Origin of the sequence: Leptolyngbya sp. NIES-2104 (genome assembly GCF_001485215.1) — a bacterium.
Classification (GTDB): domain Bacteria; phylum Cyanobacteriota; class Cyanobacteriia; order Leptolyngbyales; family Leptolyngbyaceae; genus Leptolyngbya.
The window spans coordinates 4,012,062-4,035,460 of the sequence record NZ_BBWW01000001.1; the positions used below are offsets into that span (position 1 = coordinate 4,012,062).

At 47.9% G+C, this 23,399-nt stretch carries 27 protein-coding genes; 12 read left to right on the top strand and 15 right to left on the bottom strand.

The features are described 5' to 3' along the window. Positions 1 to 25: 25 nt before the first annotated feature. Genes NIES2104_RS19040 through NIES2104_RS19050 form a run of 3 tightly spaced genes read right to left on the bottom strand, consistent with a single transcriptional unit; the run spans position 26 to position 1,454 of the window. Positions 26 to 652, bottom strand: a complete 627-nt coding sequence (locus NIES2104_RS19040) for a BrnA antitoxin family protein (protein ID WP_082690033.1) — start codon at positions 650 to 652, stop codon at positions 26 to 28. A gap of 23 nt (positions 653 to 675) precedes the next feature. After that, positions 676 to 942, bottom strand: coding sequence for a Ycf66 family protein (locus NIES2104_RS19045; RefSeq protein WP_058999845.1), 267 nt, complete (start codon positions 940 to 942; stop codon positions 676 to 678). A 2-nt stretch (positions 943 to 944) separates the two neighbouring features. Continuing rightward, a complete protein-coding gene (locus NIES2104_RS19050) occupies positions 945 to 1,454 on the bottom strand; it encodes a TIGR02652 family protein (protein WP_058999846.1) in 510 nt (169 codons plus the stop codon). Positions 1,455 to 1,548: 94 nt separating this feature from the next. On the opposite strand from NIES2104_RS19050, the gene NIES2104_RS19055 reads away from it, so the two are divergent. From NIES2104_RS19055 to NIES2104_RS19075, 5 genes are all read left to right on the top strand, one after another. Then, positions 1,549 to 2,100, top strand: coding sequence for a gamma carbonic anhydrase family protein (locus NIES2104_RS19055; protein ID WP_156426997.1), 552 nt, complete (start codon positions 1,549 to 1,551; stop codon positions 2,098 to 2,100). 87 nt (positions 2,101 to 2,187) lie between these two features. Beyond that, positions 2,188 to 2,307, top strand: coding sequence for a photosystem II protein Y (locus tag NIES2104_RS19060; protein WP_058999848.1), 120 nt, complete (start codon positions 2,188 to 2,190; stop codon positions 2,305 to 2,307). 97 nt (positions 2,308 to 2,404) lie between these two features. After that, a complete protein-coding gene (locus NIES2104_RS19065) occupies positions 2,405 to 2,617 on the top strand; it encodes a hypothetical protein (RefSeq protein ID WP_058999849.1) in 213 nt (70 codons plus the stop codon). Positions 2,618 to 2,662: 45 nt separating this feature from the next. After that, positions 2,663 to 3,142: a flavin reductase family protein gene (locus NIES2104_RS19070; RefSeq protein ID WP_058999850.1), complete on the top strand. Its 480-nt coding sequence runs from the start codon at positions 2,663 to 2,665 to the stop codon at positions 3,140 to 3,142. 58 nt (positions 3,143 to 3,200) lie between these two features. After that, a complete protein-coding gene (locus NIES2104_RS19075; protein ID WP_058999851.1) occupies positions 3,201 to 3,860 on the top strand; it encodes a hypothetical protein in 660 nt (219 codons plus the stop codon). Between the two features lie 198 nt (positions 3,861 to 4,058). Here NIES2104_RS19075 and NIES2104_RS19080 read toward each other — a convergent pair whose 3' ends face one another. Both NIES2104_RS19080 and NIES2104_RS19085 read right to left on the bottom strand, forming a co-directional pair. Next, a complete protein-coding gene (locus NIES2104_RS19080; protein ID WP_058999852.1) occupies positions 4,059 to 6,209 on the bottom strand; it encodes a VWD domain-containing protein in 2,151 nt (716 codons plus the stop codon). A gap of 106 nt (positions 6,210 to 6,315) precedes the next feature. Further along, the gene (locus NIES2104_RS19085; protein ID WP_058999853.1) at positions 6,316 to 7,131 is read right to left on the bottom strand and encodes a PRC-barrel domain-containing protein; all 816 of its coding nucleotides are present in this window, start codon (positions 7,129 to 7,131) and stop codon (positions 6,316 to 6,318) included. Positions 7,132 to 7,231: 100 nt separating this feature from the next. Here NIES2104_RS19085 and rplU point away from each other — a divergent pair, with 100 nt between their 5' ends. The 4 genes from rplU (at position 7,232) to NIES2104_RS19105 (ending at position 8,785) form a co-directional block, all read left to right on the top strand. Continuing rightward, positions 7,232 to 7,651: a 50S ribosomal protein L21 gene (gene rplU, locus NIES2104_RS19090; protein WP_339375157.1), complete on the top strand. Its 420-nt coding sequence runs from the start codon at positions 7,232 to 7,234 to the stop codon at positions 7,649 to 7,651. A gap of 50 nt (positions 7,652 to 7,701) precedes the next feature. After that, on the top strand, positions 7,702 to 7,971 hold the full coding sequence (gene rpmA, locus NIES2104_RS19095; RefSeq protein ID WP_058999854.1) for a 50S ribosomal protein L27: 270 nt from the start codon (positions 7,702 to 7,704) through the stop codon (positions 7,969 to 7,971). Positions 7,972 to 8,205: 234 nt separating this feature from the next. Then, positions 8,206 to 8,460 (top strand): type II toxin-antitoxin system RelE/ParE family toxin, encoded by a 255-nt coding sequence (locus NIES2104_RS19100; RefSeq protein ID WP_058999855.1) that lies wholly within the window; start codon positions 8,206 to 8,208, stop codon positions 8,458 to 8,460. A gap of 22 nt (positions 8,461 to 8,482) precedes the next feature. Further along, positions 8,483 to 8,785, top strand: coding sequence for a HigA family addiction module antitoxin (locus NIES2104_RS19105; protein ID WP_059001897.1), 303 nt, complete (start codon positions 8,483 to 8,485; stop codon positions 8,783 to 8,785). A 39-nt stretch (positions 8,786 to 8,824) separates the two neighbouring features. On the opposite strand, the gene NIES2104_RS19110 is transcribed toward NIES2104_RS19105, so the two are convergent. Next, positions 8,825 to 9,400 carry a DUF2854 domain-containing protein gene (locus tag NIES2104_RS19110; RefSeq protein ID WP_058999856.1) on the bottom strand — a complete coding sequence of 192 codons (576 nt, stop codon included), beginning with the start codon at positions 9,398 to 9,400 and terminating at the stop codon, positions 8,825 to 8,827. A gap of 136 nt (positions 9,401 to 9,536) precedes the next feature. Between NIES2104_RS19110 and NIES2104_RS19115 the strand changes: the two genes are divergently transcribed. Beyond that, on the top strand, positions 9,537 to 9,851 hold the full coding sequence (locus NIES2104_RS19115; RefSeq protein WP_059001899.1) for a hypothetical protein: 315 nt from the start codon (positions 9,537 to 9,539) through the stop codon (positions 9,849 to 9,851). A 37-nt stretch (positions 9,852 to 9,888) separates the two neighbouring features. On the opposite strand, the gene NIES2104_RS19120 is transcribed toward NIES2104_RS19115, so the two are convergent. Beyond that, positions 9,889 to 10,353 carry a thioesterase family protein gene (locus tag NIES2104_RS19120; RefSeq protein ID WP_058999857.1) on the bottom strand — a complete coding sequence of 155 codons (465 nt, stop codon included), beginning with the start codon at positions 10,351 to 10,353 and terminating at the stop codon, positions 9,889 to 9,891. 127 nt (positions 10,354 to 10,480) lie between these two features. On the opposite strand from NIES2104_RS19120, the gene NIES2104_RS19125 reads away from it, so the two are divergent. Further along, complete coding sequence (locus tag NIES2104_RS19125) at positions 10,481 to 11,326, top strand: universal stress protein (RefSeq protein ID WP_058999858.1); 846 nt, start codon at positions 10,481 to 10,483, stop codon at positions 11,324 to 11,326. Between the two features lie 178 nt (positions 11,327 to 11,504). Here NIES2104_RS19125 and NIES2104_RS19130 read toward each other — a convergent pair whose 3' ends face one another. From NIES2104_RS19130 to NIES2104_RS19145, 3 genes are all read right to left on the bottom strand, one after another. Beyond that, on the bottom strand, positions 11,505 to 12,908 hold the full coding sequence (locus tag NIES2104_RS19130) for a TldD/PmbA family protein (protein ID WP_058999859.1): 1,404 nt from the start codon (positions 12,906 to 12,908) through the stop codon (positions 11,505 to 11,507). 105 nt (positions 12,909 to 13,013) lie between these two features. Then, complete coding sequence (locus NIES2104_RS19135) at positions 13,014 to 13,286, bottom strand: Npun_R1517 family heterocyst differentiation transcriptional regulator (RefSeq protein WP_058999860.1); 273 nt, start codon at positions 13,284 to 13,286, stop codon at positions 13,014 to 13,016. Positions 13,287 to 14,240: 954 nt separating this feature from the next. Next, entirely contained in the window at positions 14,241 to 15,398 is a 1,158-nt protein-coding gene (locus NIES2104_RS19145; protein WP_156426998.1) for a histidine kinase, read from the bottom strand. A gap of 244 nt (positions 15,399 to 15,642) precedes the next feature. On the opposite strand from NIES2104_RS19145, the gene NIES2104_RS19150 reads away from it, so the two are divergent. Further along, positions 15,643 to 17,949: a cation:proton antiporter gene (locus NIES2104_RS19150; RefSeq protein ID WP_058999862.1), complete on the top strand. Its 2,307-nt coding sequence runs from the start codon at positions 15,643 to 15,645 to the stop codon at positions 17,947 to 17,949. Positions 17,950 to 18,030: 81 nt separating this feature from the next. Here the strand turns inward: NIES2104_RS19150 and NIES2104_RS19155 are convergent, their stop codons facing one another. The 5 genes from NIES2104_RS19155 to NIES2104_RS19175 all read right to left on the bottom strand — a co-directional run bounded on the left by NIES2104_RS19155 (position 18,031) and on the right by NIES2104_RS19175 (position 23,393). After that, positions 18,031 to 18,957 carry a zinc-binding dehydrogenase gene (locus NIES2104_RS19155; protein WP_058999863.1) on the bottom strand — a complete coding sequence of 309 codons (927 nt, stop codon included), beginning with the start codon at positions 18,955 to 18,957 and terminating at the stop codon, positions 18,031 to 18,033. Positions 18,958 to 19,158: 201 nt separating this feature from the next. After that, positions 19,159 to 20,940: an autotransporter domain-containing protein gene (locus NIES2104_RS19160; protein WP_058999864.1), complete on the bottom strand. Its 1,782-nt coding sequence runs from the start codon at positions 20,938 to 20,940 to the stop codon at positions 19,159 to 19,161. Positions 20,941 to 21,035: 95 nt separating this feature from the next. Continuing rightward, entirely contained in the window at positions 21,036 to 21,743 is a 708-nt protein-coding gene (gene ispD / locus NIES2104_RS19165) for a 2-C-methyl-D-erythritol 4-phosphate cytidylyltransferase (RefSeq protein ID WP_058999865.1), read from the bottom strand. Between the two features lie 35 nt (positions 21,744 to 21,778). Continuing rightward, a complete protein-coding gene (locus NIES2104_RS19170) occupies positions 21,779 to 22,531 on the bottom strand; it encodes a pentapeptide repeat-containing protein (RefSeq protein WP_058999866.1) in 753 nt (250 codons plus the stop codon). 136 nt (positions 22,532 to 22,667) lie between these two features. Continuing rightward, positions 22,668 to 23,393 carry an SDR family oxidoreductase gene (locus NIES2104_RS19175; protein ID WP_058999867.1) on the bottom strand — a complete coding sequence of 242 codons (726 nt, stop codon included), beginning with the start codon at positions 23,391 to 23,393 and terminating at the stop codon, positions 22,668 to 22,670. Positions 23,394 to 23,399 lie beyond the last annotated feature (6 nt).

Here is a 23,399-nt window from a genome sequence, read left to right on the forward strand (position 1 = left end):
CGATCGCAAGTTAGAGCATGGTACTCTACTTCAGCCGATTCAGAAATTCAATTGGTAATCCATCCATATCCGCAATAAACGCCACTTCATAAACGCGATCGCCAATCATCTGTTGCGTCGGTTCCAATAACACCATTAACGCCTGATCTTGCGCTTCTAATTTCGTCTTCAGCGACTCAATCCACTGCGGCAATTCCTCGGTCAATTCCGTTACATCGAACGACAGATGATAATACCCGGTGTAATGCTCATCATTAAAGGCATCTGGAGCGGGTTTCGGTTCAGGAATTTGCAAGAGTTCAATCCGCCCGCCCAAACCTTCCATCCAGCACGCTAATGTGTAGCCCGTCTGGAACCGTTCGCACACGGTGAATCCAAGCTGTTCGTAGAATGCGATCGCCCTAAAAATATCAGCCGTTCTAATCGAAACGTGATGCAAATCTGGCTTGCTCAATCGTTTGGTAAATTGTCGCAGCACTGAGTTGATTGCAGCTTTGTATTCGTCACTGTGAGCTTGAAACCATTCTAAAACATCCGCATCAAGCTTCACCCATTGCTGAGCTTGTTTTGCCGGAATAGTTAGCGTTGCATTCTCGAAGAATTCATCCGTTAGAGGGGGAATGTCAGAGTAATCGATCGATTCATCACTCATTAGCTTGAGTCCTCCTGATTCGCTCAATCACGATTCAAATCTTTAAGCGTCAAATATCCAATCACTCCGACCAAAATCACTTGGGAAAGCTGCATGATCGGATCAAATCGCCAGCCGTATAGCAGCAAGCTCCCGCCTGCGAGGAAATAGAGCACCGCTAACACAAGGCTTTGAATGACTCTGCTTCCCTCGATCGGTCTTCCGGTAAAAGTTGAGATCAGCAGCGTGATTGCAAGCACTATCAACCCCAAGCCCATCAAAGTCGCCAAGTTAATCGCGATATTAATCATTGTTACTCGAACAATCGGAAATACGGGTATCTCACAGGCGCACCGGGTTCTTTTTCCAGATCGAAATTGATCACATCCCAGCAGGGATCGTCTTTTGGATCAGGACTGAACTCAACTGGAAGCCCATAGAGTCTAGGTTTGGGAGAATCCGCCTGCCCGCGCCAAGGCGTACTGCGCTCTAAATAGGTACTAATCAGTTCCTTATAGCGCTGAGCGATAATCACACGAGTCGCACGATACCCCTGGGTGTAGAGCCGATCGAGCGCTTCATGAATCTCAAATCGAATTCCGTCGGGGTGCGTGTGTTGGCGATACCATTCATCGTTCCAGAGTCGCCAGTGACGCGCTGATTGGAGATGAATTAATTCGCCCGTCTTCGGATTCGCCTCGAATGCACCGTGGCGCGGACACAAATAAGTATCAGTCAGTGTCAACGCCGGAATTGTCTGACGACAGTGGGGACACTGGATTTCGGGACCAAAAATCGGATACTGAAAGCTGGGATTAATCATGAAGTACGGGCACTCAAATCATTCATTAATGTGAAGCGCGATCGTGAAATTATTATAACGGTCAACCTTTGCGCATTCTAGAATCATTATCACCGTGAATCCTTCTGATTTTCCAACTTTTACACCATCTTATTGGAATCTCCCTGATTTCTCGCGCTCCGCGTTCGTTGCTCCGAATGCCACTGTGATCGGCAATGTCGAAATTTCGTCTGGTGTCAGCATTTGGTATAACGCAGTCGTTCGGGCGGATGTGGAAAAAATTCTCCTTGGAGCCAGTACGAATATTCAAGATGGCGCGATTCTCCACGGCGATTCAGGTCAGCCAACGATCCTTGAGGAATTTGTCACCGTTGGACATCGAGCCGTGATTCATAGCGCTCATATTGAAAGAGGTTGTCTGATTGGGATTGGCGCGATCGTGCTCGATGGCGTTCGAGTCGGTGCAGGGAGCATTATCGGGGCGGGATCAGTCGTAACGAAAAATGTTCCACCTCGATCGCTTGTCGTCGGTGTTCCGGGCAAGCCGATTCGCGAACTTTCAGATTCAGAAGTTGAACATCTCATCGAACACGCTCAACATTACGAAAAGTTAGCACTTGTTCACGCAAATAAAGGAACCGACCTGGGGTTTCATGTACAAATGTGAAGTGCCTGAGAGAAGTACTTTGAAACCCATCCAAAATACGGTACAAATTTAAATAATTGAAACGTCTGATTAAACGAGAGAACTGGTATGGATTTTGACTTTCGCATCTTAATCGTGTTATTTCCGATCATTCTTGCAGGTGGTTGGGCTGTTTCCCGTATTCTTCCTTACGCATTGCAGCAAGTGAAAGGCTTCCTGGCGAAATAATTGCGCGATCGAGCCTTCTTGTGAAAGCCGACTTTTCTAGCGATAGAGAAGTCGGTTTTGTTTTCAGTAATTGAAACCATAAGCGAGGACAAAATCAATGAACCAATTAACCGACCGACAAGCATTTGAAGCGATGGTTTTATTTCTGGAACAGTTTTACGATCGTACTCAATCCGATGACATCGCTGGGCTACTCTCGGATTTGATGATTGCGGCTGATAATCAGACCGCTGATCCTGCCGCATGGCAAGACTGGCTCTGTTGTATTGAAAAAGTCAGTCCTGCAAACATCCCCGCATCTCGACAGTAAATCTTGATAAGCTTATCGATCGACAAACGATTTTAGGGAGTAGCCATGCTCGACGAACAGGCAAAAAAAGCAATGTTGCTGAAAATTCCTCACGGTTTGTATATTTGTGGGGTCAAAGATGGCGAAGACGTGAACGGCTTTACTGCAAGTTGGGTGATGCAAGGATCGTTTAAACCGCCGATCGTGGTGAATTGCGTTAAAGCCGATTCTGGCTCGAATCAAATGATCCGCAAGAGTGGCGTATTTGCGATCAGTTTCCTTGAAGCAGGACAGAAAGACCTCGCGCAAAAGTTCTTTAAACCTCAGCGTCGTGTAGGAAATAAATTCGAGGATGTAGAATTCTATCTCGGTGAGACGGGCTGCCCGATTATTTCTGATGCGTTGGGCTATGTTGAATGTCAAGTCGTTGGAACAGTCGATCATGGTGATCACACCGTTTTTGTGGGAGAAGTGATCGCGGCTGGAGTCCATCGAGAAGGCGACCCCTTACGGCTTGAAAGTACAGGCTGGCAGTACGGCGGTTAAATCCCGAAATTTAGATCGTGGGGCTTGAAGCTGATTTCTGAAGCAATCCCGGAAATTTATGAAGCGTACAATTTTAAGTTTGGCTGTGGCGATGTTCTCAATCTCGCCTGTGATTCCTGCGATCGCTCAAGCCCCTCGACCCGCCGAACTTCCCGCCCAAGGTGGAACCCTACAATCGCTCGTTCCGAAAGGCTGGAAAGTTGAATCAACGACTCAAGGCGATTTGAATGGCGATCGCAAACCTGATGCAGTTCTCAGATTGATCAAAACTTCCGGAGAAGATCGCGATCGTGCGCTCCTCGTTTTGCAGCAACAATCTAACGGTCAATGGCAACGAATCGGATTCGCTCCGAATATTTTACTCTGTTCAACTTGTGGCGGCATGTTGGGATCGATTCAAATCAAAATCGAAAACGGTGTGATTTTGGTCGATCAATTGCGCGGTTCTCGTGAGGCTGTTAATACGCTGCACCGTTTTTGGATCGACAAGGCTTCTAATCGAATCGTGTTGATCGGGCTGGATGTGAATGTTCGCGATCGCGCTACCGGAGACGAAACCCGCGAAAGCAGCAATTTCCTAACAGGTCAGAAGATCACGGAGAAATATCGCCCAAATCAACAGCGAACTGGGATTGAATTAGTTTCGAGACAGCGATCGACGATTCCGAAAACCACAAGAGCGATCGAAACCGTCAATATCGCTGAAACCCAACTTTGATATAGATTTTTCGCTTCGATTACGTCCCGCCCTGAAATGAATTTCGGGCTAACCGTGGAAAGTCTACTGAAGTAGACTAGGAGCCAGTTTCAAGCTCTTAGTCCTTTTCAAAGGACTTTCGTCGATTAGCCCGAAATTCATTTCAGGGCGGGCATTGCAACAAACGAAGACTTTTCAAACATCCTTTTGGATTCACACCTACCAAGGCAAGCGAATCCGAACCGGGATCTTGACCGGGATCTTGTCTTGGACTTGATCCACAGCTCGATCGATAACCCGATCGACGACTCCCCGCACCAATGCGGTCGCCGCTGCTTGAGCAAATCCAGGCTGATTCGTGAGTCCCACATCAAAAATGCAGCCTTCGAGCAAATTCGCTTCAACGCCTGCATTGCGGCAAACGGTTTCAGCCGATCGCAGTTGAGACGGCATCAACGATCCGAGGGTCAGATAACGACGGGGGAAACGTCGATCGCTAAATGTTTCGGTCGATTGTCCTGCGTCGTAATCAAACAAAGATTCGCTTTGCTGAATGCGCCAACTGTCCCCAAATTCCCGGTGAAGCTGATCGAGAAAAGCAGTTTCGATGCTGGATAACGGAATCGGTGTTGGCAGTAAATTGCTCAGTGCGCTGGTTAGTTGTCCGTAGCTCGATTTTGTCGGAATCACTTTACCTAAGCGAGTTTGCAAGTCATTTGCTGCATTGCCGTCTAAGTTACCTAATAAGCCAGCGTATCGACGCGATTGATCGGGAACATTGACCGTGACATTGAGAAACTTGAGTTTTGCAACTTCGATGAGTCGAAGGGTTGCTTGCTCTTGAGTATTCCATTGCACTACATATTCTTGATCGCTCTGTTTTTGCACAGAGCCACCCGTTAGAGAAATGCGATCGCCCGAATTCACCTGACCATTCACTTTTACGACAGGCGTTGATCCTTGAATATAGAACCCGATGCGATCAGTACCGACTTTCATCGCGATCGCGGTATTTAGCGTTAATTCTTGTCCTGGAACTTGAGCTTGGCGAGTTTCGATCGCGAACTTGCCATCTTGAGACTGAGCGAGGAGAAATTCCCCGATCGTCTGGAAGCTATAGCGGAATCCATCAAACGTGATTAAATGTGGATCACCGTAGCTGGCTCCTGATTTCGTGCCGCTTCCTCCAGAATTCGATGAGCCAGAATTGCTGCCAGAATTACTGCCAGAATTGCCGCTATTGGGCTTGTCTTTCTTACAAGGATTGTCTTCCGCTGTGATATCGATGAAGGCTGATTGAGTCGTTCCTGTGACTGCAAGCAATACTTGATTCGAGGGAGCTGTTTCGACACCCGAAGGCGAAGAACCATTCTCACAGCGACACGTTTCACCAACACAGTAACGCCTGTTGAACGTTTGGCTAAATTTCAGAATGTCGCTCTTTCCGCCTGTCCAGCGTAGAGCGCCATAGCCTTTCAAATTGAAATTGATGATTTTTCCATCTGGAACTTGGACATCGTAAAGGACTTGAAGACCGCGAGTGATTTCGCGAGAAATCGGATTGCCTGAAGAAACCGCGATCGAGCTTGGCGATCGTTTATCGGTTGTGATTCCAGGTCCCGTTGTATTCCAATCCGGTCCCGCCTCAGATTTTCGAGCCAGCCCAGATGCCCAATTCGTTAGAACAGAATCGCCAGTTCCTTTCACAAGCTGGTTAAAGATCGCATCAGAATCTTTTGCCCCTGATTTCATCACTGAATCGAGCAGTTTCCAGACATTGGCTCCGCTGTTTTTCAGATGGGCATAAAAGCCGATCGCATCATAAAACCGATTAAACAGCGATTTCTCATCGGTTAAGTAGTCCTTCCACATCGGATTACTCAGTTTGGTTCCGCCTGTGTATTCCTCACCTGCCCACATCGCCGATCCTTCAATGAACCAGTTCGGCAAGTTGTGAACCCCAACGATTTCGTTTTGAAGACAGTGATAAATCTCGTGGGCAAGCAGCGATCGATCCTGAGCATCATTCGTATAAGACGAAAGCCAGACAATCCAGCAGGTGTCCATCTTTTCGCCTAAACCTTGTTCTTCCCATTTGCCGCCGACCCTTTTCGCTGGAATCGTCACCGCACCATGATTAGCCTTTACCGCTTTGATACTTTCAGCAAAAGCAGCCGGAGCCTTCTTTTCGTCAGTCACGATAATCGGACGAGTCGCTTTCCGTCCGATTAGGGTTCCGAGTTCTGCCGTTATCTTCGTCACCGTTCCGGGAGGAGGCGCGATCGAGAATGCAGGTTCCGCTTGACTGATGACGATTAGCAGCACGCTACTAATTACCAGCCCCAAAAACGTAATCCATTTTCGTTGCATATTTTTTCTCTGTCGTTTGATCTTGAGCCGCTCATGTCAGCACTCTCAAAATTCACTACGACAGAGAAAAGCTTGAAATCCGGAGAATTACCCGAAACTTCATCAATTAAGTCCAGTCGTCATCGTCCCAAACATCAGCAGGCGCTTTCGAGGTTTGGGGCGGTTTTACCTCTTGCTTCTTGGGAGGTTCATCTTCCCAATCGTCCCACGGGGCAGGTTCCGACACCGGAGAAACATAAGGTTCAGTTTCATCGAGTGCAATATCCTCGACAAATTCGTAAGCTTGTTCGGTGAACGATCGCGCTTTTTCCTTTAATTTCCGCGCTCTTTCACGGGCAATTTCAGCCAGCGATCGAACTTCTTGCGTGACCTGAACTTTCTCATCGCTCAGCAAATCTTTGACTTTCGAGAATCGTTCCTGTACTCCGCCCCGGTACACCGCAAACGATTCAACCGATTCTTTCGGAACCATCGCCCGACGACTTCCATATCTCAAAATGTAGTTCGGTGGCAGCAAGTAAACACTTCCGACAATGCCACCCCAACCGTCTGAGATATACAAGTAATGTTGAATTTCGCCTGTTCGTAAATCGAATAAGTAATCAACAATCTTTCCAACCTGATCGCCCGAATCCGTCCAAACTTCGCAGCCCACAAGCGTTTCAAGTTGTTTCACTTTCTCCGCATCGGTTTCGACAGGCTCCGAATTGACTAGAACGCCATCGCTCCCGATCGCTTCAAGTTGCTCTAGATTAAATGCTGTTTTCCGCTTGCCAAGCCAGCCCGACTTACAGATAAAGCCCAACACCCGATGCACTTTCGGGTACATCCACAAGACTTCGACCTGTCCCACTTCTTGCATCGAACCTTGATCGAGGACAGTCTGATTTAAAAGCTCACTCTGCTTAACGATTTCTGCCATAGCATCACAAACGCTTTCCTTACTTCAAGTGTATCTTGCACTCGCAGAAAATGTGACTTGACAGTATTTCGATCCATTCTGCATACTAGTTAACTGACTCATGCTCGGATCAGGTATGAACTGCGACTCGATCGCGACCTGTACGGCAACTACTTGGGAAAAATTCATGGCTTACGCAATTATCGAGATCGCAGGGCAGCAGATTCGGGTCGAACCGAGTCGCTTTTATGATGTCAATCGCCTTGTGGGAGAAGAAAACTCACAGATGGAAATCGATCGGGTTCTCTTCGTCAACAACGAAGGCGAGATCACGATCGGTGCGCCCGTTGTAGAAGGGGCAACCGTTCAAGCGACCGTGATGCGCCATCTGCGTGGACGGAAGGTGATCGTCTACAAGATGCAGCCGAAAAAGAAAACCCGCAAAAAACGCGGTCATCGTCAAGAACTCACTCGGATTATGATCGATTCGATCAGGGTGGGTGGCAGCACAATTGCAACCAAAGACGACGCGCAAGGTTAATCTAGAGACCAGTTAATCTAGAACTAGAGAACGCAATTTCAGAGGGAATTATGGCTCATAAGAAAGGGACAGGTAGTACCCGTAACGGACGCGATTCTAATGCTCAACGATTGGGCGTGAAGCGTTTCGGCGGTCAAGTCGTCAAAGCAGGAAACATCTTAGTCCGTCAACGCGGCACAAAGTTCCATCCTGGAAACAATGTCGGACGCGGCAGCGATGATACGCTGTTTGCTTTGATTGCAGGCGAAGTGAAATTTGAGCGGGTGGGCAAAGACCGTCAGCGCGTCAGCGTTTATGCGGCTGAAAGTGTTTCAGCTTAGGCTGAATTTGAGTGATTGAAAGCCGCCCGATGCTGGACGGCTTTTTTGATGAGTGGTCATGATCGAATCTTTTGGCAGTTCTGGCACTGATACCAATTCAAAACAACAATGCGACAAATCATGCAATTACCCGACGACCGTAGAGACGCGATTAATCGCGTCTCTACCCGGATTTCGCGGTGGGACGACGATCGTTTGATCTGTTGCATTAATTGATCGAATTGGTATGACGACATTTTTAATGGGCGGGATACGAAAGCCGCTCGGCGTACCTGTCCGCAAACACTCTGGAAAATCGCAGCGCGAAAGTTGGATCAATTAGATTCAGCGACGACCCTAGACGATCTACGAATGCCACCTGGGAATCGATTAGAAGCACTAGAAGGCGATCGAGCAGGACAACACAGCATCCGAATCAACAATCAATATCGAATCTGTTTTGTTTGGAATGATGCTCCTAGCGATGTCGTGATTGTTGATTATCATTAACTTAGTTTCGATCGCTAATCCAATGATTCGAGTTCCTACTCATCGGGTTCCAACTCATCCAGGTGAGATGCTGCAAGAAGAATTTCTCTTGCCTGCAAATCTAACCATTCACGAATTGAGCGCGGCAATTTACGTCTCTGAAGAAGAGATTCAAACTCTCGTGCAGGAACAGAGGGCGCTAACGCCCGGACTCGCTCTGCGACTCGCTAAATACTTCGGGACTTCTGCTGATTTCTGGATGAATCTCCAGTTGAGATGGGATTTCTATCACGCCCAGAACGCAGAAGCAGCAATTCTATCGAACATTCAACCGCGTTCTGCATAGCACAAAAGGCTGCCCCACAAAGAGCAGCCTTTTTGAAGCCTAAACTGTTGCAGTGACGGCGGGAGTTGCGATGATGAATAGATCGATCGTTTCTTCCGCAGGCTGTTTCACATCCACTCGTACACCCGGACCGAAAAAGCTCGTCATCTTTTCAATCTTCTTTTTCCAGGTTTCCAGAGTGATAAACGGTGAATCGAATTCGAGAATCATTGCGTAGGCTCCATCGATATTCTCTTCGCGAATGCCCACGATCGTCGGTCGATCGTCATCGGTCGGAGCGAGTCCTAAGAATTTCAACGCGCTATCTAAATGCGCTTCTTGCCCGTAGCGATACCGAGTCAGATCATCAAAAATCTGTTTTTGCGTGTCGGTCGCTTGGGTTGTTTTGAGCGTTTCTACTTCGGGAGTGGTCGGAATCGTCAGCGGTACCGGACGCAATTCGGTAATCTTTAACGCAATTCCACCTAAGACGAGCGGAATACCATAAAAGAACCCGATCATATTCAGAGCCGCATAATTGAGCACGTAGGCGGTGAATCCGATGATGGTAATTACGATTCCACCCCAGAAACACAAGGCACCGAGGGGCGGCAATCGACGAAGTAGCGATGACATAGGCTGACTCTTTTCAACGTTTGTTAAATTTTATTATCGCTGATCAGGGGTGGAATCGCGCTCGTTCACAGAGTTTTACGCAAATTGGAGCCTGAATCTTTTACGCTGGAAACAGCATTCAAATCAAAGTTTCAGTATGACTCGTGCAGTAATCAAGTTTTCGTCTGAAGATTGCGGAATCTGTCACAAGATGGCGTTTTACGACCAAAAAGTGGCTGAGGAATTAGGCTTGCAGTTCGTGGATGTGAAAATGCAGGACACCGCAACCTACCGGAAGTACCGGAAGATTTTGCTCACTCAATATCCCGATAAAGCCGAAATGGGATGGCCCACCTACATCATTTGCGATTCACCCGAAGATGACTTCAAAATCTTGGGTGAAGTGAAAGGGGGACATCCGAAAGGTGAGTTTCGGAGTCGATTACAGGCGGTCTTGGCAGAATCTAATTAATTTGAGAGGGCGCGGCTTGAATCAAGCCGCGCCATTTCTAACGCACGATCGCTAAAGCACTTTCAACCGTCGAAGGCAATCGTCTCAAAATTTTGCCTTTCACCATATCCACCGGAACGAGAACCACTCGACCGCTGACATAGACGATCGCATTATCGAGCGATCGGATTTCGTATTCGACAGGAAGCTTTACGCCCTCGATCGACATTAGTCGCGTTTTGACGATCGCTTTCATACCCATGCGTAATGATTGATGATAATGAATCGACAAATCAATCACAGGCAAATTACAGCCCATTTCGACTAACTGCGCGAAATCGATTCCACGCGACTGGAGAAATTCGATTCGAGCTTCTTCGAGCCAAGCAATATAGGCTCCATGCCATACCACACCTGCATAATCCGTATGGTGAGCATAAACCGTAATCGGATAGTCAAACCAATCGAGCGCGATCGTTGACGGAACAAGGTTTGAGGTTGGTAATTGAGGAGATTGAGACACGATCGTACTTCACAAACCATAATGAACACAGGGTCGCCCCGAAGCCTAGACTTAATACAGACCGAGAAAATACGCTCGATCGAGAAACAACCCTGCTTTAAAGTCTACGCAGAAACGAGGCGATGCGATGATAGAAAAAATTTTATTAGCCGATTCTGGAACGGGGCGTTCAGAAGATATGCTGAACGCGCTGATGGCGATTCCGTCGGTTCAGCGATCGATGGTGACAGTGCTTCACGTCGTTCCCCCACAAACGAGTTCCGATGCGATGACGGAAAAGTGGGAAGAAGGCGGAAAAGTTCTAGCGAAAGCGGTTCAATCGTTGAAATTAGAGCCGAATCATGTTTCGGCAATGCTGCGTCAAGGTGATCCAAAAACGGAAGTGTTAAAGGCTGCCGATGAAATTAACGCCGATTTGATCATCATGGGATCGCGTGGGTTAAAGCGGTTGGTTTCGATTTTAGAAAATTCGGTGAGTCAGTATGTGTTTCAGCTTTCATCACGTCCGATGCTGTTGGTAAAAGATGATATTTTCGTGCGGGCGATCAATCGGGTGACGGTCGCGATCGACAAATCCGATGCCTCGAAACAAGCATTGAAGTTAGCGCTCTTTTTGCTGCGAGATATCAAAGGGGGACAGGTCACGCTTGTGAATGTCGATAGTGATCCAAAAGCGACTGAAAAAATGGGTGCGGAAGCTGAGAAAGTGCCCGCGTTCGCTGATGCGATCGCTCAAGCGAAACAGTACGGGGTCGGTTATAAAGCAATCGTGACGACCGGAAAAGCGGGCGAGGCAATTTGTCGCGTTGCGGATGAGGTCAAAACGGATTTGTTGGTATTGGGATCACCCGATCGAAGACCGTCGATCGCGAAAGGATTACCGGATCTCGATCGATTGTTGGGTACGTCGTTATCGGATTATGTGCGGGTGTACGCGAATTGTCCGGTGTTGTTGACGCGGACGGTGGGGTAATTTCGTCGATCCGATAACAACGAAATTTCCCGACAACGCGTATTTTCCAAAACGACGGGTAGAGACGCGATTAATCGCGTCTCTACGATCAACCCCACAACCAAAAACCAACCCCACACCCCAACGGATTTTGGAATTATTTTGGATCAACGTGGGCAATCGAACGAAACCCGATCGATTAATCCTCGATCGCTTCTCCCCCAACCACCACATCGCGGATTCTCAAACTCGGACCACCACAACCGACCGCTAACCCGCTTTGTCCACCTTTGCCACATCCCCCCGATTCATCCCAGAAGAAGTCATCGCCGATTCCTTCAATATCCGCCAAAGTCTTAAACGCATTTCCTGATAAGGTCACATCCCGTACAGGTTCCGCTACTTCACCATTTCGGATCATCCAAGCTTCACCAGCAGTAAACGTAAACATCTCGCCATTGGTCATTCCGCCGATCCAATTTCGGGCATACACCCCTTCTTTGATGTCCTGAAATAGATCCTTCACGGGTGTTTTACCGCGCTCGATCCAGGTGTTGGTCATTCGCACGATCGGTGGATAGTGATAGTTCAAACACCGAGCATTCCCGGTCGGCGCTTCTTCTAATTTGCCTGCGGTTTCACGCGAATGGAGTCGCCCAACTAAAACACCATCTTGAATCAGTTGCGTCGTGGTGGCTGGAACGCCTTCATCATCGTAGAAATAACTCCCTCGATGACCCTCGATCGCGGCACCATCATAAATCTGCAATTCCGGCGATCCAAACCGTCGTCCGATACTCATCACTTCCAGAATATCGGGATTCTCATACGCCATATCCGCCTCAGATAAATGCCCAAACGCCTCATGTACGAATAATCCTGACAAAATCGGGTCAATCACAACCGTGTAGGTATTTCCCTTCACAGGCGGAAGTGCTAGAGAATTCACCGCTCGTTGTGCTGCCTCTTGCACTTGTCGATCGAGTCCCAGTAAATCCTCGTAAGCTTTCCGTGATCCTACGGTTTCACGCCCTGTCTGAACAGTTTCGCCATCTCGCGCAGTCGCCGCAAACCGCATCTCCAGATCGACCCAAGACTGCTCAATCAGCGTACCGTCTGAAGTCGCCAAAATGATTCGTTGATTACTGTCTCCATATCGAACCGAAATCGTCGCAACTCGGGGATCAACGCTGCGAAGAATTTCTCCGTAATGCTGGCAAAGCGCTTTCTTTTGCGCTAGAGGAATCTGACGGGGATCGCTTCCAGTTAATAACAGCGATCGTTCATCCTGAACTGGAGCCACCGGAGCTAAAACGGTTTCATCGGTTCCGACTAATCGCGCCGCCGCGATCGCATCTTCGACCCGCGCTTTCAAACTCGATAACTGATTGAAGCTAGAAAAACCCCAGCCACCCTTATAACAGGCTCGGACTTGTCCCCCGATCGAAATCCCTTCGCTGAGTGTCTCGATCTTATGACCCCGCAGCAAAATATCAGTGCCTTCTGCCGCTTCCAGACGAATTGCCAAATAATCGACACGATGACGATACTGGCTGATCAAATCGGAAATTAAGTTTTTTGCGTTGGATAATGCTGAATTCATGGAGGCTTTTAAGATCACTGTTTTTATTGTGCGCTCGATCGACACGCACCGCAAAAAAGGAGCCGCAAACACGACTCCCCCTTGAAATATTCATTTTTCTATTAATTATTCTTTTGAATTGCGGAGACGAATCAACTGACGGCGCATCTGCGGAGATGCCGTAAATTCAGAGATTTCTTCTGCTTTCACCGTAGATTCGATGGGTTCTAAAAACTCATCTACACCACAAGAATAAGCATCGAGCAGCAATTCCAGCAGTTGTTCTGGATTGCTTAATGCACCTTTCTCCTCGATCAGCCTGAATTTCAGGCGAACCTCACACTCGTAAACTCCAACTTCGGGAGTTGTGACTTTGAACTCTAAAGGATCGTAATTCATCTACGCAAGCAGTCCCATGACGACGCGGATAGTGGATTGGGTTCAGACTGGACTTGACGACGGCACAACGCCAAGACACGTATCGCACATTCGATGCACCTAAAACATGTTCCAGCGCGGGTCACTCCGAAGAGCGATCGAGCCAGAGTCAGAGAAGCTCTCCTTTTCTGCTCGAACCTAACACTTTTAGGAAACAAGTCAGATCAGCTAAATCGCTGAATCAAATACACAAATATCGCAGCATTGTTATGAATTCAGGCAAGAGTTTCTTGCAGTTCACAACTCGCGCTTAAGCCCATTTATAAGGGAGTGAATTCGGAATTAGTACCGTAATAACACCAGTATTTCAAATACTTTGACAAGAAAAGCCAAGCGCTACGAAAGCGAAATTTTTGATCAGTTTAGTATTATCTTCAAAGTAAGTTTATATGTGATGAATTGATGAAGTATTCCTTGAATTGAACACCGAACGATGAGCTTTACGCAGCAGTTCACCAGCTTTGTAATCTGAAATACCCTTTGTAGACGACATACGGAAGCGCACTACAAGAGCTTAAGCATTGAGGTTTTGCCAGGTTCTAATCGCGAAATTTCTAATACAAGAGACTTTTATCAAAAACGATGAACTTTGATGACTCAGTTTAATTGCTGGCATGAGAAAAATTGCTTCAGTGATTTCTGTATTCCGTGTAATATTTTTAACAAATGCAATTACTGAGATGCCGCAATCGATCAAATCAATCAATGTTTGAATCATCTCCGTATTTAGATTTCACAGAGAGAAGACTTTAAAGATTCAGTATAGTGAAGATGCGGGCATAACGAATGATTGAAACCAATGCAAAGTCACGATCGCACTATCAAAACCCACGTCGATCGCACTCTTGTAATTCGGCGGAATTCATCTACCGTACAATCACTGAAATCTCGGTAATTACCTCAATTTTGTAGAGACTAAGAGCGAAAAACTGGCAGTGTGAAATGAAAACAACTACCCTGATCCAAGCCTGAATCGACCCAAATTTGCCCATAGTGCGCTCTAACAATCCGCTGACAGAGCGATAACCCGATACCGTATCCTTCTTGAGCCGCGTCGCGCTGCAATCGGTAGTGATCTTCAAAAATGCGATCGCGATTTTCCAGCGGCACACCCGGACCGTTATCACAAATACTCACTTGAACTTTTTGTGTGGTGCGATGCAGAATCGAAACCTGAATGGTGCCGTGATCGGGCGTGTACTTGATCGCGTTATCCAAAATATTGACAATCACCTGCCGGACTCGTTCAGCATCCGCGTAGACGATCGGTAAATCTGAAGGAATGTCGGTTTTGAGTCGCTGCTGTTTTGCCTGAACGCGATCGCTTAGATCGGACATAACATCCTGACAAAGCACACCTAAATCTAATTTTTCAGGATGAATGTGCAGTTCAGCGCTGGTTCCTCTTGCGGCTTGGAGAATATCGGTGATCATGCGATCGATGGTGCGAATCTGGGTTCGACCATGTTTGAGCAGATTTGCTGTCATCTGTGGAGTCAAGCGAGAGGGTTGTCCATCCGCTTGCTTGTGGGCGATTTCTAGCGTTTCGATCGCGATCGAGGCAGCGGTGAGAGGATTGCGAAGATCATGTGCCAGCATCGAAATGATTTGATCTTTGAAATGCAATTGCGCTTTGAGATCTTCGTTTTCGCGATTGAGGCGAAAGATCTCATCGCTGAGCTTGATCACTTCAGTTGAATGTCCGATCTGAGAAACGGGATTTTCGGAGGGTTGCGGCGTGTTGGCGATGAATTCTTCGACCGATCGCTGCCAGCGGGGCCACCAGCTCTTGAGTTGAACAATGAGATCACTTCCGGTCAGCGTTTGGCGCGGCTCTGGATGCAGTTTGATCAGGGTCGGAGTCGCTACTAATCGATAATGTTCGGCAAGATACGGTTGTTCACCGACATCGATCACTTCGAGTTCAAAGGGGCATTCGGCACTGCGATCTTTCAGATAGTCGCGAATTTGGCGAATTTGTTCTCGCGATGCTGGACGCTGATCAACGAACAGCAAAATCTGGAGTGGCACTTTGGTATCTGGGGTGGAATTGGAATGTGCCTGCATCGTCATGAGTTAGCACTCTCAGAACTGGCGCGAAACAAAGCGATCGCAGATTTAGGAAACCTTGCGTTGCATCAGTGAGATGCAAAACATCGATCGAAATGCAAGTTGCTTCTTATATAGATTACCGTATCGCCTGCATTGTGCGATGCGATCGTGCGGATTTGCATCACGGGTTCTCCACGAAGTTCCCGATTCCCTGTAAAGTGATGTTAATAGACTGTGATAATTTTCTAATAATTCATAAGAACCCGTGCAAGAAGACTTTCGGTTAATCGTTGATCTGGTTTCAGTGTTAGCGGCGGCGGCGGCGGGTGGATTGTTAGCTGCCCTGTTGAAACAGCCGGTGCTGTTGGGGTATTTGGTCGCCGGGGTAATTGTTGGACCAACGGGGCTGGGGTTGATTAAAGAATTAGTCCAGGTGGAAACGCTGGCGCAGTTTGGAGTCGCGTTTCTCCTGTTTGCGCTCGGTGTGGAATTCTCATTTTCAGAACTGAAGAAAGTTAAGGTCATCAGTCTCGGCGGCGGCGGGCTGCAAATTGCGCTGACGATTTTGGGAACGACCTTAGTGGCGTTGACGATGGGTTGGGTGGATTCTCCGACTCAAGGCGTGTTTTTGGGCGCAATTCTGTCGCTTTCTTCGACTGCGGTTGTGCTCAAGTGCTTGATGGAGCGCAACGAGACGGGGACTCCTCATGGACAAGTGATGCTAGGAATTCTGGTCGTTCAGGATTTGGCATTGGGTCTAATGCTGGCGGTGTTGCCTGCACTGGATAAGCCGATCGAAGAAGTGGGATTGGCGATCGGGTGGGCGTTGATTCAAACGGGACTCTTTGCACTGGGAGCCGTTGCTGCTGGAATTTGGATTATTCCGCGACTCTTGAGATTATTGGCAAAAACGGAGAGCCGCGAATTGTTTCTGCTGGGTGTGGTGGCGTTGTGTCTGGGAATTGCGCTACTGACCGAGCATTTAGGATTGTCGATCGAGATGGGTGCGTTTGTTGCAGGTCTGATGATTTCAGAAGCGGAATATGCGGATCAGACCTTAACTTATGTCGAACCGCTGCGCGACATTTTTGCGTCGTTGTTCTTTGCGTCGATCGGGATGTTGATCGATCCGGTGTTTCTCTGGAACAATCTCGAACTGATTCTAGGTTTAGTGGCGCTGGTCTTTATTGGTAAGTTTTTGATTGTGACTCCGCTGGTTCGGATCTTTCGCTATCCGTTGAAAACCGCGCTGATTGCAGGGTTAGGACTTGCTCAAATCGGAGAATTCTCGTTTGTCTTAGCAAGTGAAGGACAAACATTAGGCATTGTTTCGCGTCGAGTTTATCTACTCATTCTTGGAACTACCGCCGTTACTTTAGTGCTGACTCCGTTTGTGTTGCGACTGGTTCCAAAGCTATTTGCCTGGGGTGAATCGATTCCGTGGTTAGCAAAATATTTAGATCAGTCAGATGAGCCGTTAGCCGTTTCGGAAGATTTGCCGATTCGGGATCATGTGATTGTGTGTGGCTATGGTCGGATTGGGCGGAATATTGTGCGGTTGTTGCGCGATCGCAATTATCCGGTGCTCGTCATTGACCAATCAGAAACGCAGATTCAAAAAGTTCGAGAAGCCGGAATCCCTTACATTTACGGCAATGCAGCGAGTTCGTATGTGTTGGAAAAAGCGGGAGTTGCACAGGCGCAAGGAATGGCGATCGCGCTTCCGGATGCAATGAGTACAAGATTGTGTGTGAAGCGATCTTTGGAAATTGCGCCTGAGCTTGATTTGGTCGTGAGAGCGAACAAAGATAAAGACATTGAAGTCCTTTATCAGTTAGGGGCGCGAGAAGTTGTACAACCAGAGTTTGAAACCAGTTTAGAACTCTCTGCCCACTTGATGGCAGGCATGGGTTTACCAACTCCAGCGGTTCAGCGCGAAGTTCAACTGATTCGCAATTCGCACTATTTAGAGATGCGACCGGATCAACCGTCTGAGCAGATTTCACGCGATTTGAAAGCCGCAGCAAATGAGATGAATAGTCGGTGGTATGGACTACCAGAAGAATCACCGCTGTTGGGAATGTCGATCGAAGAAACTGATGTTCGTCGCTTAACTGGGGTGACGGTAATGGCAATTCGACGAGCAGGCGGAGCCGAGATCGATTATCCGGACGGTCAAACTACATTAGAACAAGGCGATCGCTTACTGATTGTGGGTGAACCGGATGAAGTTGCTGCATTCGATCAGTTAGCAAAAGGAGAAGCTGCGGTTCCTTCGACGAAGTCTTGTTGTCAGTGGCTTCAAGTTCCGTTAGACAGTTCTTTGATCGGTAAAACTCTAGCAGAGTTAGATTTACAGCAGCGGTATAACATTTCGGTGCAGACGATTCGACGTGATAGTAAGCTGATTCGATTCCCGCAGGAAGATTTAGAGATCCAGGCAGGCGATCGCTTATTGTTGTGTGGTGGGTTTCATGCGTTGATTTTGGCGCAGGCTTCGATCGTGCTTAAATCAGAATTGATCAGTGCAAATGGATCAGTGTCGGAAGAAGCACCGCATTCTAATCTGTAGTTGATAGAAGTACTCTGCTTCGTTTCGATCGGCTTATGCCCCCTAAATTCCCCATTCTGGGGGACTTTGAGCAAATTGAATCTAGTTCAGATGGAGAACCGCTTTACCGATGAATTGTCGATCGCTTAACTGTTGCGCTACAGATGCAATTTCTGTCCAAGATGCGGTTCGATCGATATGCGGTTTGAGGCGTTGATCTGCTAACAATCGCACTAATTTTGCAAGTCCGATCGCAGCAGGTTCGCGCTTGAGTTCGTGGAACAAAATGAAGCCATACAAACTCGCGCCACCTGCACCATAGAAAGATTTCGCATCAAAGGTTACGGTTCCATCTGCGGTCGTTCCGTAAGTGACACAAATTCCATCTTTGGCGATCGCGCTAATTGCATTCGATAACAGGGTTCCGCCTGTGGAATCTAAGATCACATCATACGGACTGAATTCTCCCAGCGATTCACCGACGATCGTTTGATGTGCGCCTGCTTCTTTGATGAAATTGATCCAATCAGAGCGGCGGAGTTGTGCGGTGACGATCGCGCCTGCTTGTCGAGCCAGTTGTACCGCGAAATATCCGACTCCTCCGGATGCTCCAGTGATTAACACAGATTTGCCAAGTAACAGTCCGCCTTTTGCGAGTCCGTGCAATGCAGTGAGTCCAGCAACTGGAAGCGTTGCGGCATCTGCGAAAGAGACAGAATCGGGTAAAGATGCGATCGCATCTGTTGGAACCGCGACATATTCCGCCCAAGCTCCCGACGGGACGAATCCGACGACGCGAGTTCCAACAGGGAAGCCTGAACCATCGGCGGCAGGAGTTTCAATGGTTCCTGCTAAATCCCAACCAGGTCGCCATCCCGCCGCAGCCGTTTGAGCGCGTCGGACTTCGCCTCGATTAAGAGAAATGGCGGCAACTTTGATCAATGCTTCTGAGGGAAGAAGCGAAGGTCGATCGACTTCCTGAAGGATCAATCGTCCTGAAACGGATGGATCAACGGCAACTGCACGCATATCAATCTTTTTACTCTGCCCTCAGAATCATACTTAGAATCGTAGATTAAATAAACCCGGCGAATGGAATTCGCGACTACACAGACAAAACCTGCCGTTGCAGGTTAAGAAAATAGCTGTCAGTCCGCGTCAGGCGGACTTCGTTTGTATAGCCGCGAATTCTATTCGCCAGGAATTTCGGTATTGATAGACCCGTATTTCTCAGAACTGATAGCGCAGTCGAGCTTGAATCGCATGATCGCTCACATCGCGTTTGCCAAGAATCGTTTCGTATCCGATTCCGATCGACAAATTATTCACAAATTGCGTTTGAACCCCAGCACTGAGTCTGACGAAATCTCGATCGGGTTCATCGGTGCGAGTACGATTCGGGATTCCAGGCTGACTCACCAACTCTGTAACGATTTCACGGCTTCCATTTGCAAATTCATGCTCATAGTTGGCGGATAGATAAGGTGTGACCGTCGCAGAAGGGAGACGAAAATCATAAGACACTTGTGCACCAACATTTAGAACTACAGAATCTGCTTCTTGATCAGCAACATTCAGATTTAACAAACTTCCATCGCGTTCTGTGTAGCCATCAATCTTCACTTTGGTATAGCGCACACCCACCATCGGACCAAATGCCAGTTGATTTTCTCCTAAGTTGTATCCAGTGTTGAGCCGAACTGAGAACTGATTGCCATCAGTGCTTGCGTTTGTCGATCGAAATCCGGTGACCCGAATGTTTCTTTCAATGTCGAAGCTATTCCAACCGTAGTTAATCACGGCATCCGCGTATAAGCGATCGCGGTTATAGCTGCCATAAGCAGAGAGCGAATAGCTATCGATCGAGACATTGCCGCGATCGTTGTTCAAATCCGTATTGTTATTAAAATAATTGAATGCTAATCCCAAAGCTAGATCATCGGTTACACGATAATCTGCGCCAACCGTGACTCCTTTGGTATCAAAATCGAAGCCAGAAGTGCGATCGCTCTCATCTCGATTTCCGAAGTTAAAATCTCCATTCACAAACACACCCAATCTTTGATTCGGATTCGGGTTTCGCAATGTGACTAATCGACCATTCAAATCAGTCGTTGGACGACGCGCCACGCCCAATGCAATTTCGGCTTGAGGCACGATCGTTAGAGGAGCCGTTAAGATATCAAAGGCAAAGTCCGAAATGATTTGATGTGCTCTAGCAGTCGGGTGAAGTGCATCCCAATATAAGAATTGATCACAGTTCGCACCCGTTCCGATACAAGGGGTCGTCACATTCGTAAAGCCAAATCGCGCTGGGTCAGTCGTAGCTTCATTCACGAGGGCAGCGACATCGATCGGAATGATTGTGACATTCGGTTGACTTTGCGCCAATGCTTGTAATGAAGCTCTCAAACCTTGATTGTGTGCGGCTGAGAGCTGGGTCAATCCTGCACTTTGAGCTGGATTACTGATTGTCCCCGGAATTTTGCCTAAATCGGGTAAGTTCACAACAATCAGCTTTTCTGCACCTGCGGCAGTTAACCGCTGCAAAATACTAGAGATATTGCCGACCGGAATGGCAGGATTGGTAATACCGCCACCGAGATAGTCGTTTGCACCCGCCCAGACGACAAAAGCGCGATCGGGACTCAAACGTGGCGAATTTTGTAAAAAGAGATTAGCTTGCGTCGTGACTCCAGGAAATAACGGCGAGGGAATGGGTAAGGTGTTTGCAGTTCCGCTAGTTGCGCCACCGAAAGCAAAATTAACGGTCGTTGTTGTTAAGTTGAGCCGAGCGGTAAGGTTTTCGACCCAGACGGGTCCATTGGTGAAGCGACCATCAACGTAGGGGGGACTGGGCGGAATCAGACCGCCTGTGGTTCTGAAGGCATTGCCGTTATCAGAAAGGCTATCTCCGAAAATTGTGAACCCTTCGATCGATTGAGCCGACACAGAAACAGGCAGTAAACTTGCCGCGATCGCAAACAAACCTGTAAAAAATTTGCGTTTCATCGTATTTACTTACATTCCATCACACTTAGCTTTACAGTTTAGAGCAGATAAGGTGTGATGATTCAGTCAGCAATTATTATTTGCAGAGTTAGAATTCAGAACAATCGCGCTCTAAGAATGGATTCTGCGATCGCTAAATCCATCGGAGTTGTCACTTTCAAATTCGTTTCTTCACCTTCGACAATCTGCACTGCTAACCCGCATTGTTCAAATAACGCGGCATCATCGGTCACTTCCCATCCGTTGTCGCGTCCTTCAGCATGACATTTCTTCAGCAGCGGAACCGAGAAGCCTTGGGGAGTTTGGGCTGCCCAGAGTTGCGATCGGTTCGGTGTACTGTCAATCACACCAGTTGCATTCACGACTTTGATCGTATCTTTGACGGGAATTGCAGCAACGAAACCGTCACAGGATTGAAGCGCCTGAGAACAGCGATCGAACAGTTCCGGAGTGGCTAAACATCGCGCTCCATCGTGAATCAAAACATGTTCCGCTGCGTCTGGCAGTGCTCGAAGTCCGTTGTAGACCGATTCTTGACGGGTTGCACCGCCCTGGATGAAGTGAACAGGTTTCGTGAGATTGAGCGAGTGAACGATCGCTTTGAAGTCATCCCAATCGATCGGTTGCCCCATAATGCCGATCCACGCGATCGTTTGTGAAGCTTCTGCGGCGAGAAGTGTCCAGGCAAGCAAAGGTTTTCCGAGTAAATCAAGCAGAAGTTTGTTCCGGGGAGCTTTGCTCTGGCTTTGCCACGCGCTGCCCATTCGTCGTCCAGAACCCGCCGCAGGAATTAGTAAATACACAAGCTATCTCGATATCACTTCGGATTTAAAGTGTATCAGCGACAGCCTAAACTTTGACGAGTTTGCACATTGGTGAGCGTGTTCGTGCCGCTAGCAATTTGACAGAGTTGAGGCACGATCGCGGCATCTAGCTGTGCGCCCGTAAAATCAGCATTCGTAATTGTGGTTCTCGTGAAGGTTGCACCTCGTAGATCTGCACTGTTCAATACCGCGTTGGTTAAATCGGTCGTGTCGAACTGTGTGCCTGCAAGTTGTGCTCGATCGAGGCGGGCATTTCTCAGATAAACACTAATCAATCGCTGATTCGCCATGTTCGCACCCGTCAAATCTGCTCCACCAAAGAACGCGGTTCCGAGTGTTGCTCCCTGGAAGTTTGCTCCAAGAAGCCGAGACGAACCAAAATCAGTGTTTAACAGATAAGCATTGGTGAAATTTGCGCGATCGAGAATGGCACGACTCAACGAAGCTCGACTGACATCAGCGTTGGTGAAATTGGCTCCAGTAAAGTTGCTGTTTCGTCGATCGCTCGTTCGTGCATCTAGAACCAGTTCGCCCGCCTGAATTCCGCTGAGATTCGCCCCTGTCAGATTCGCATTGCTAAAATCACTACCAAACAGCGAAGAATTAATCAGCCTTGCATTGCTCAAATCCGAATTTGCCAAGCTCACATTGGTTAAACCACAGCCACGACATTCTTTTGTCGATCGGACTTGTTGCAGGGGGTCGGTTTGGGCTTGGACTGAGAGCGCAGAAAGTAGAATTCCAGTGAGAGTCAGCAATATTTTCATAGCGATCTTAGGGTAGAGGTGATTTCTCGATCGTACTCCAGTGTTTGCCTTAAAAATTTTCCGCTTCGTTCGATCCCGCCCCGGAATGGAATTCGGAGCGGACTAGCAACGAGCGCGAAAAGCCTTTAAACACGCCCTAGGGCCACGAAGACTCTTGCATCGGAATCACCATTACTTCTGGAATCACGGTTTCAGGTGGCTGAGTCAGAATGTACCGAATCGTATCCGCGACATTCTTCGGATCTTGTAGCTTATCCAATGGCGTGTCAGGAAAGCGCTCAAGAATAAACGGCGTTTGCATTCCACCTGCGATCACAGCCGTGACTTTCACCCGTTCAGGACGAGCTTCAACGTGCAAAGCATGACTAAATCCGACCAATCCCCATTTACTCGCATGATACGCGGTGGCATTTGCCCAAGTGCGTTTGGATGCGGTTGAAGCAATGTTGACAATGTGACCCGATCGACGTTGCTTCATGTGAGGTAAAACAGCTTGCGAGAGAATGAATGGAGCGCGGAGATTCACCGCCATGATTCGATCCCAGTCTTTGATGTCGAGTTCTTCGATCGACACGGTGACATCAATTCCCGCGTTGTTAATCAGAATGTCTAAGTGTTCATAGTCTTCGATCACTTTGGTAATGCTGGACTGAATTTGAGCTTCATCGGTGACATCTAATCTAAGTGCGCCCGCTTTTCCACCTTCTGAGCTAATTTCTGAGGCAACTTTTTCAGCCAGTTCTTCGCGAATGTCTGCCACAATCACGGTCACGCCTGCGCTGGCAAGAACACGACAGATTGCTTCGCCTAATCCTTGTGCGCCACCTGTAACGAGTGCAACTTTTCCAGTTAAATCGCTCATGGTATT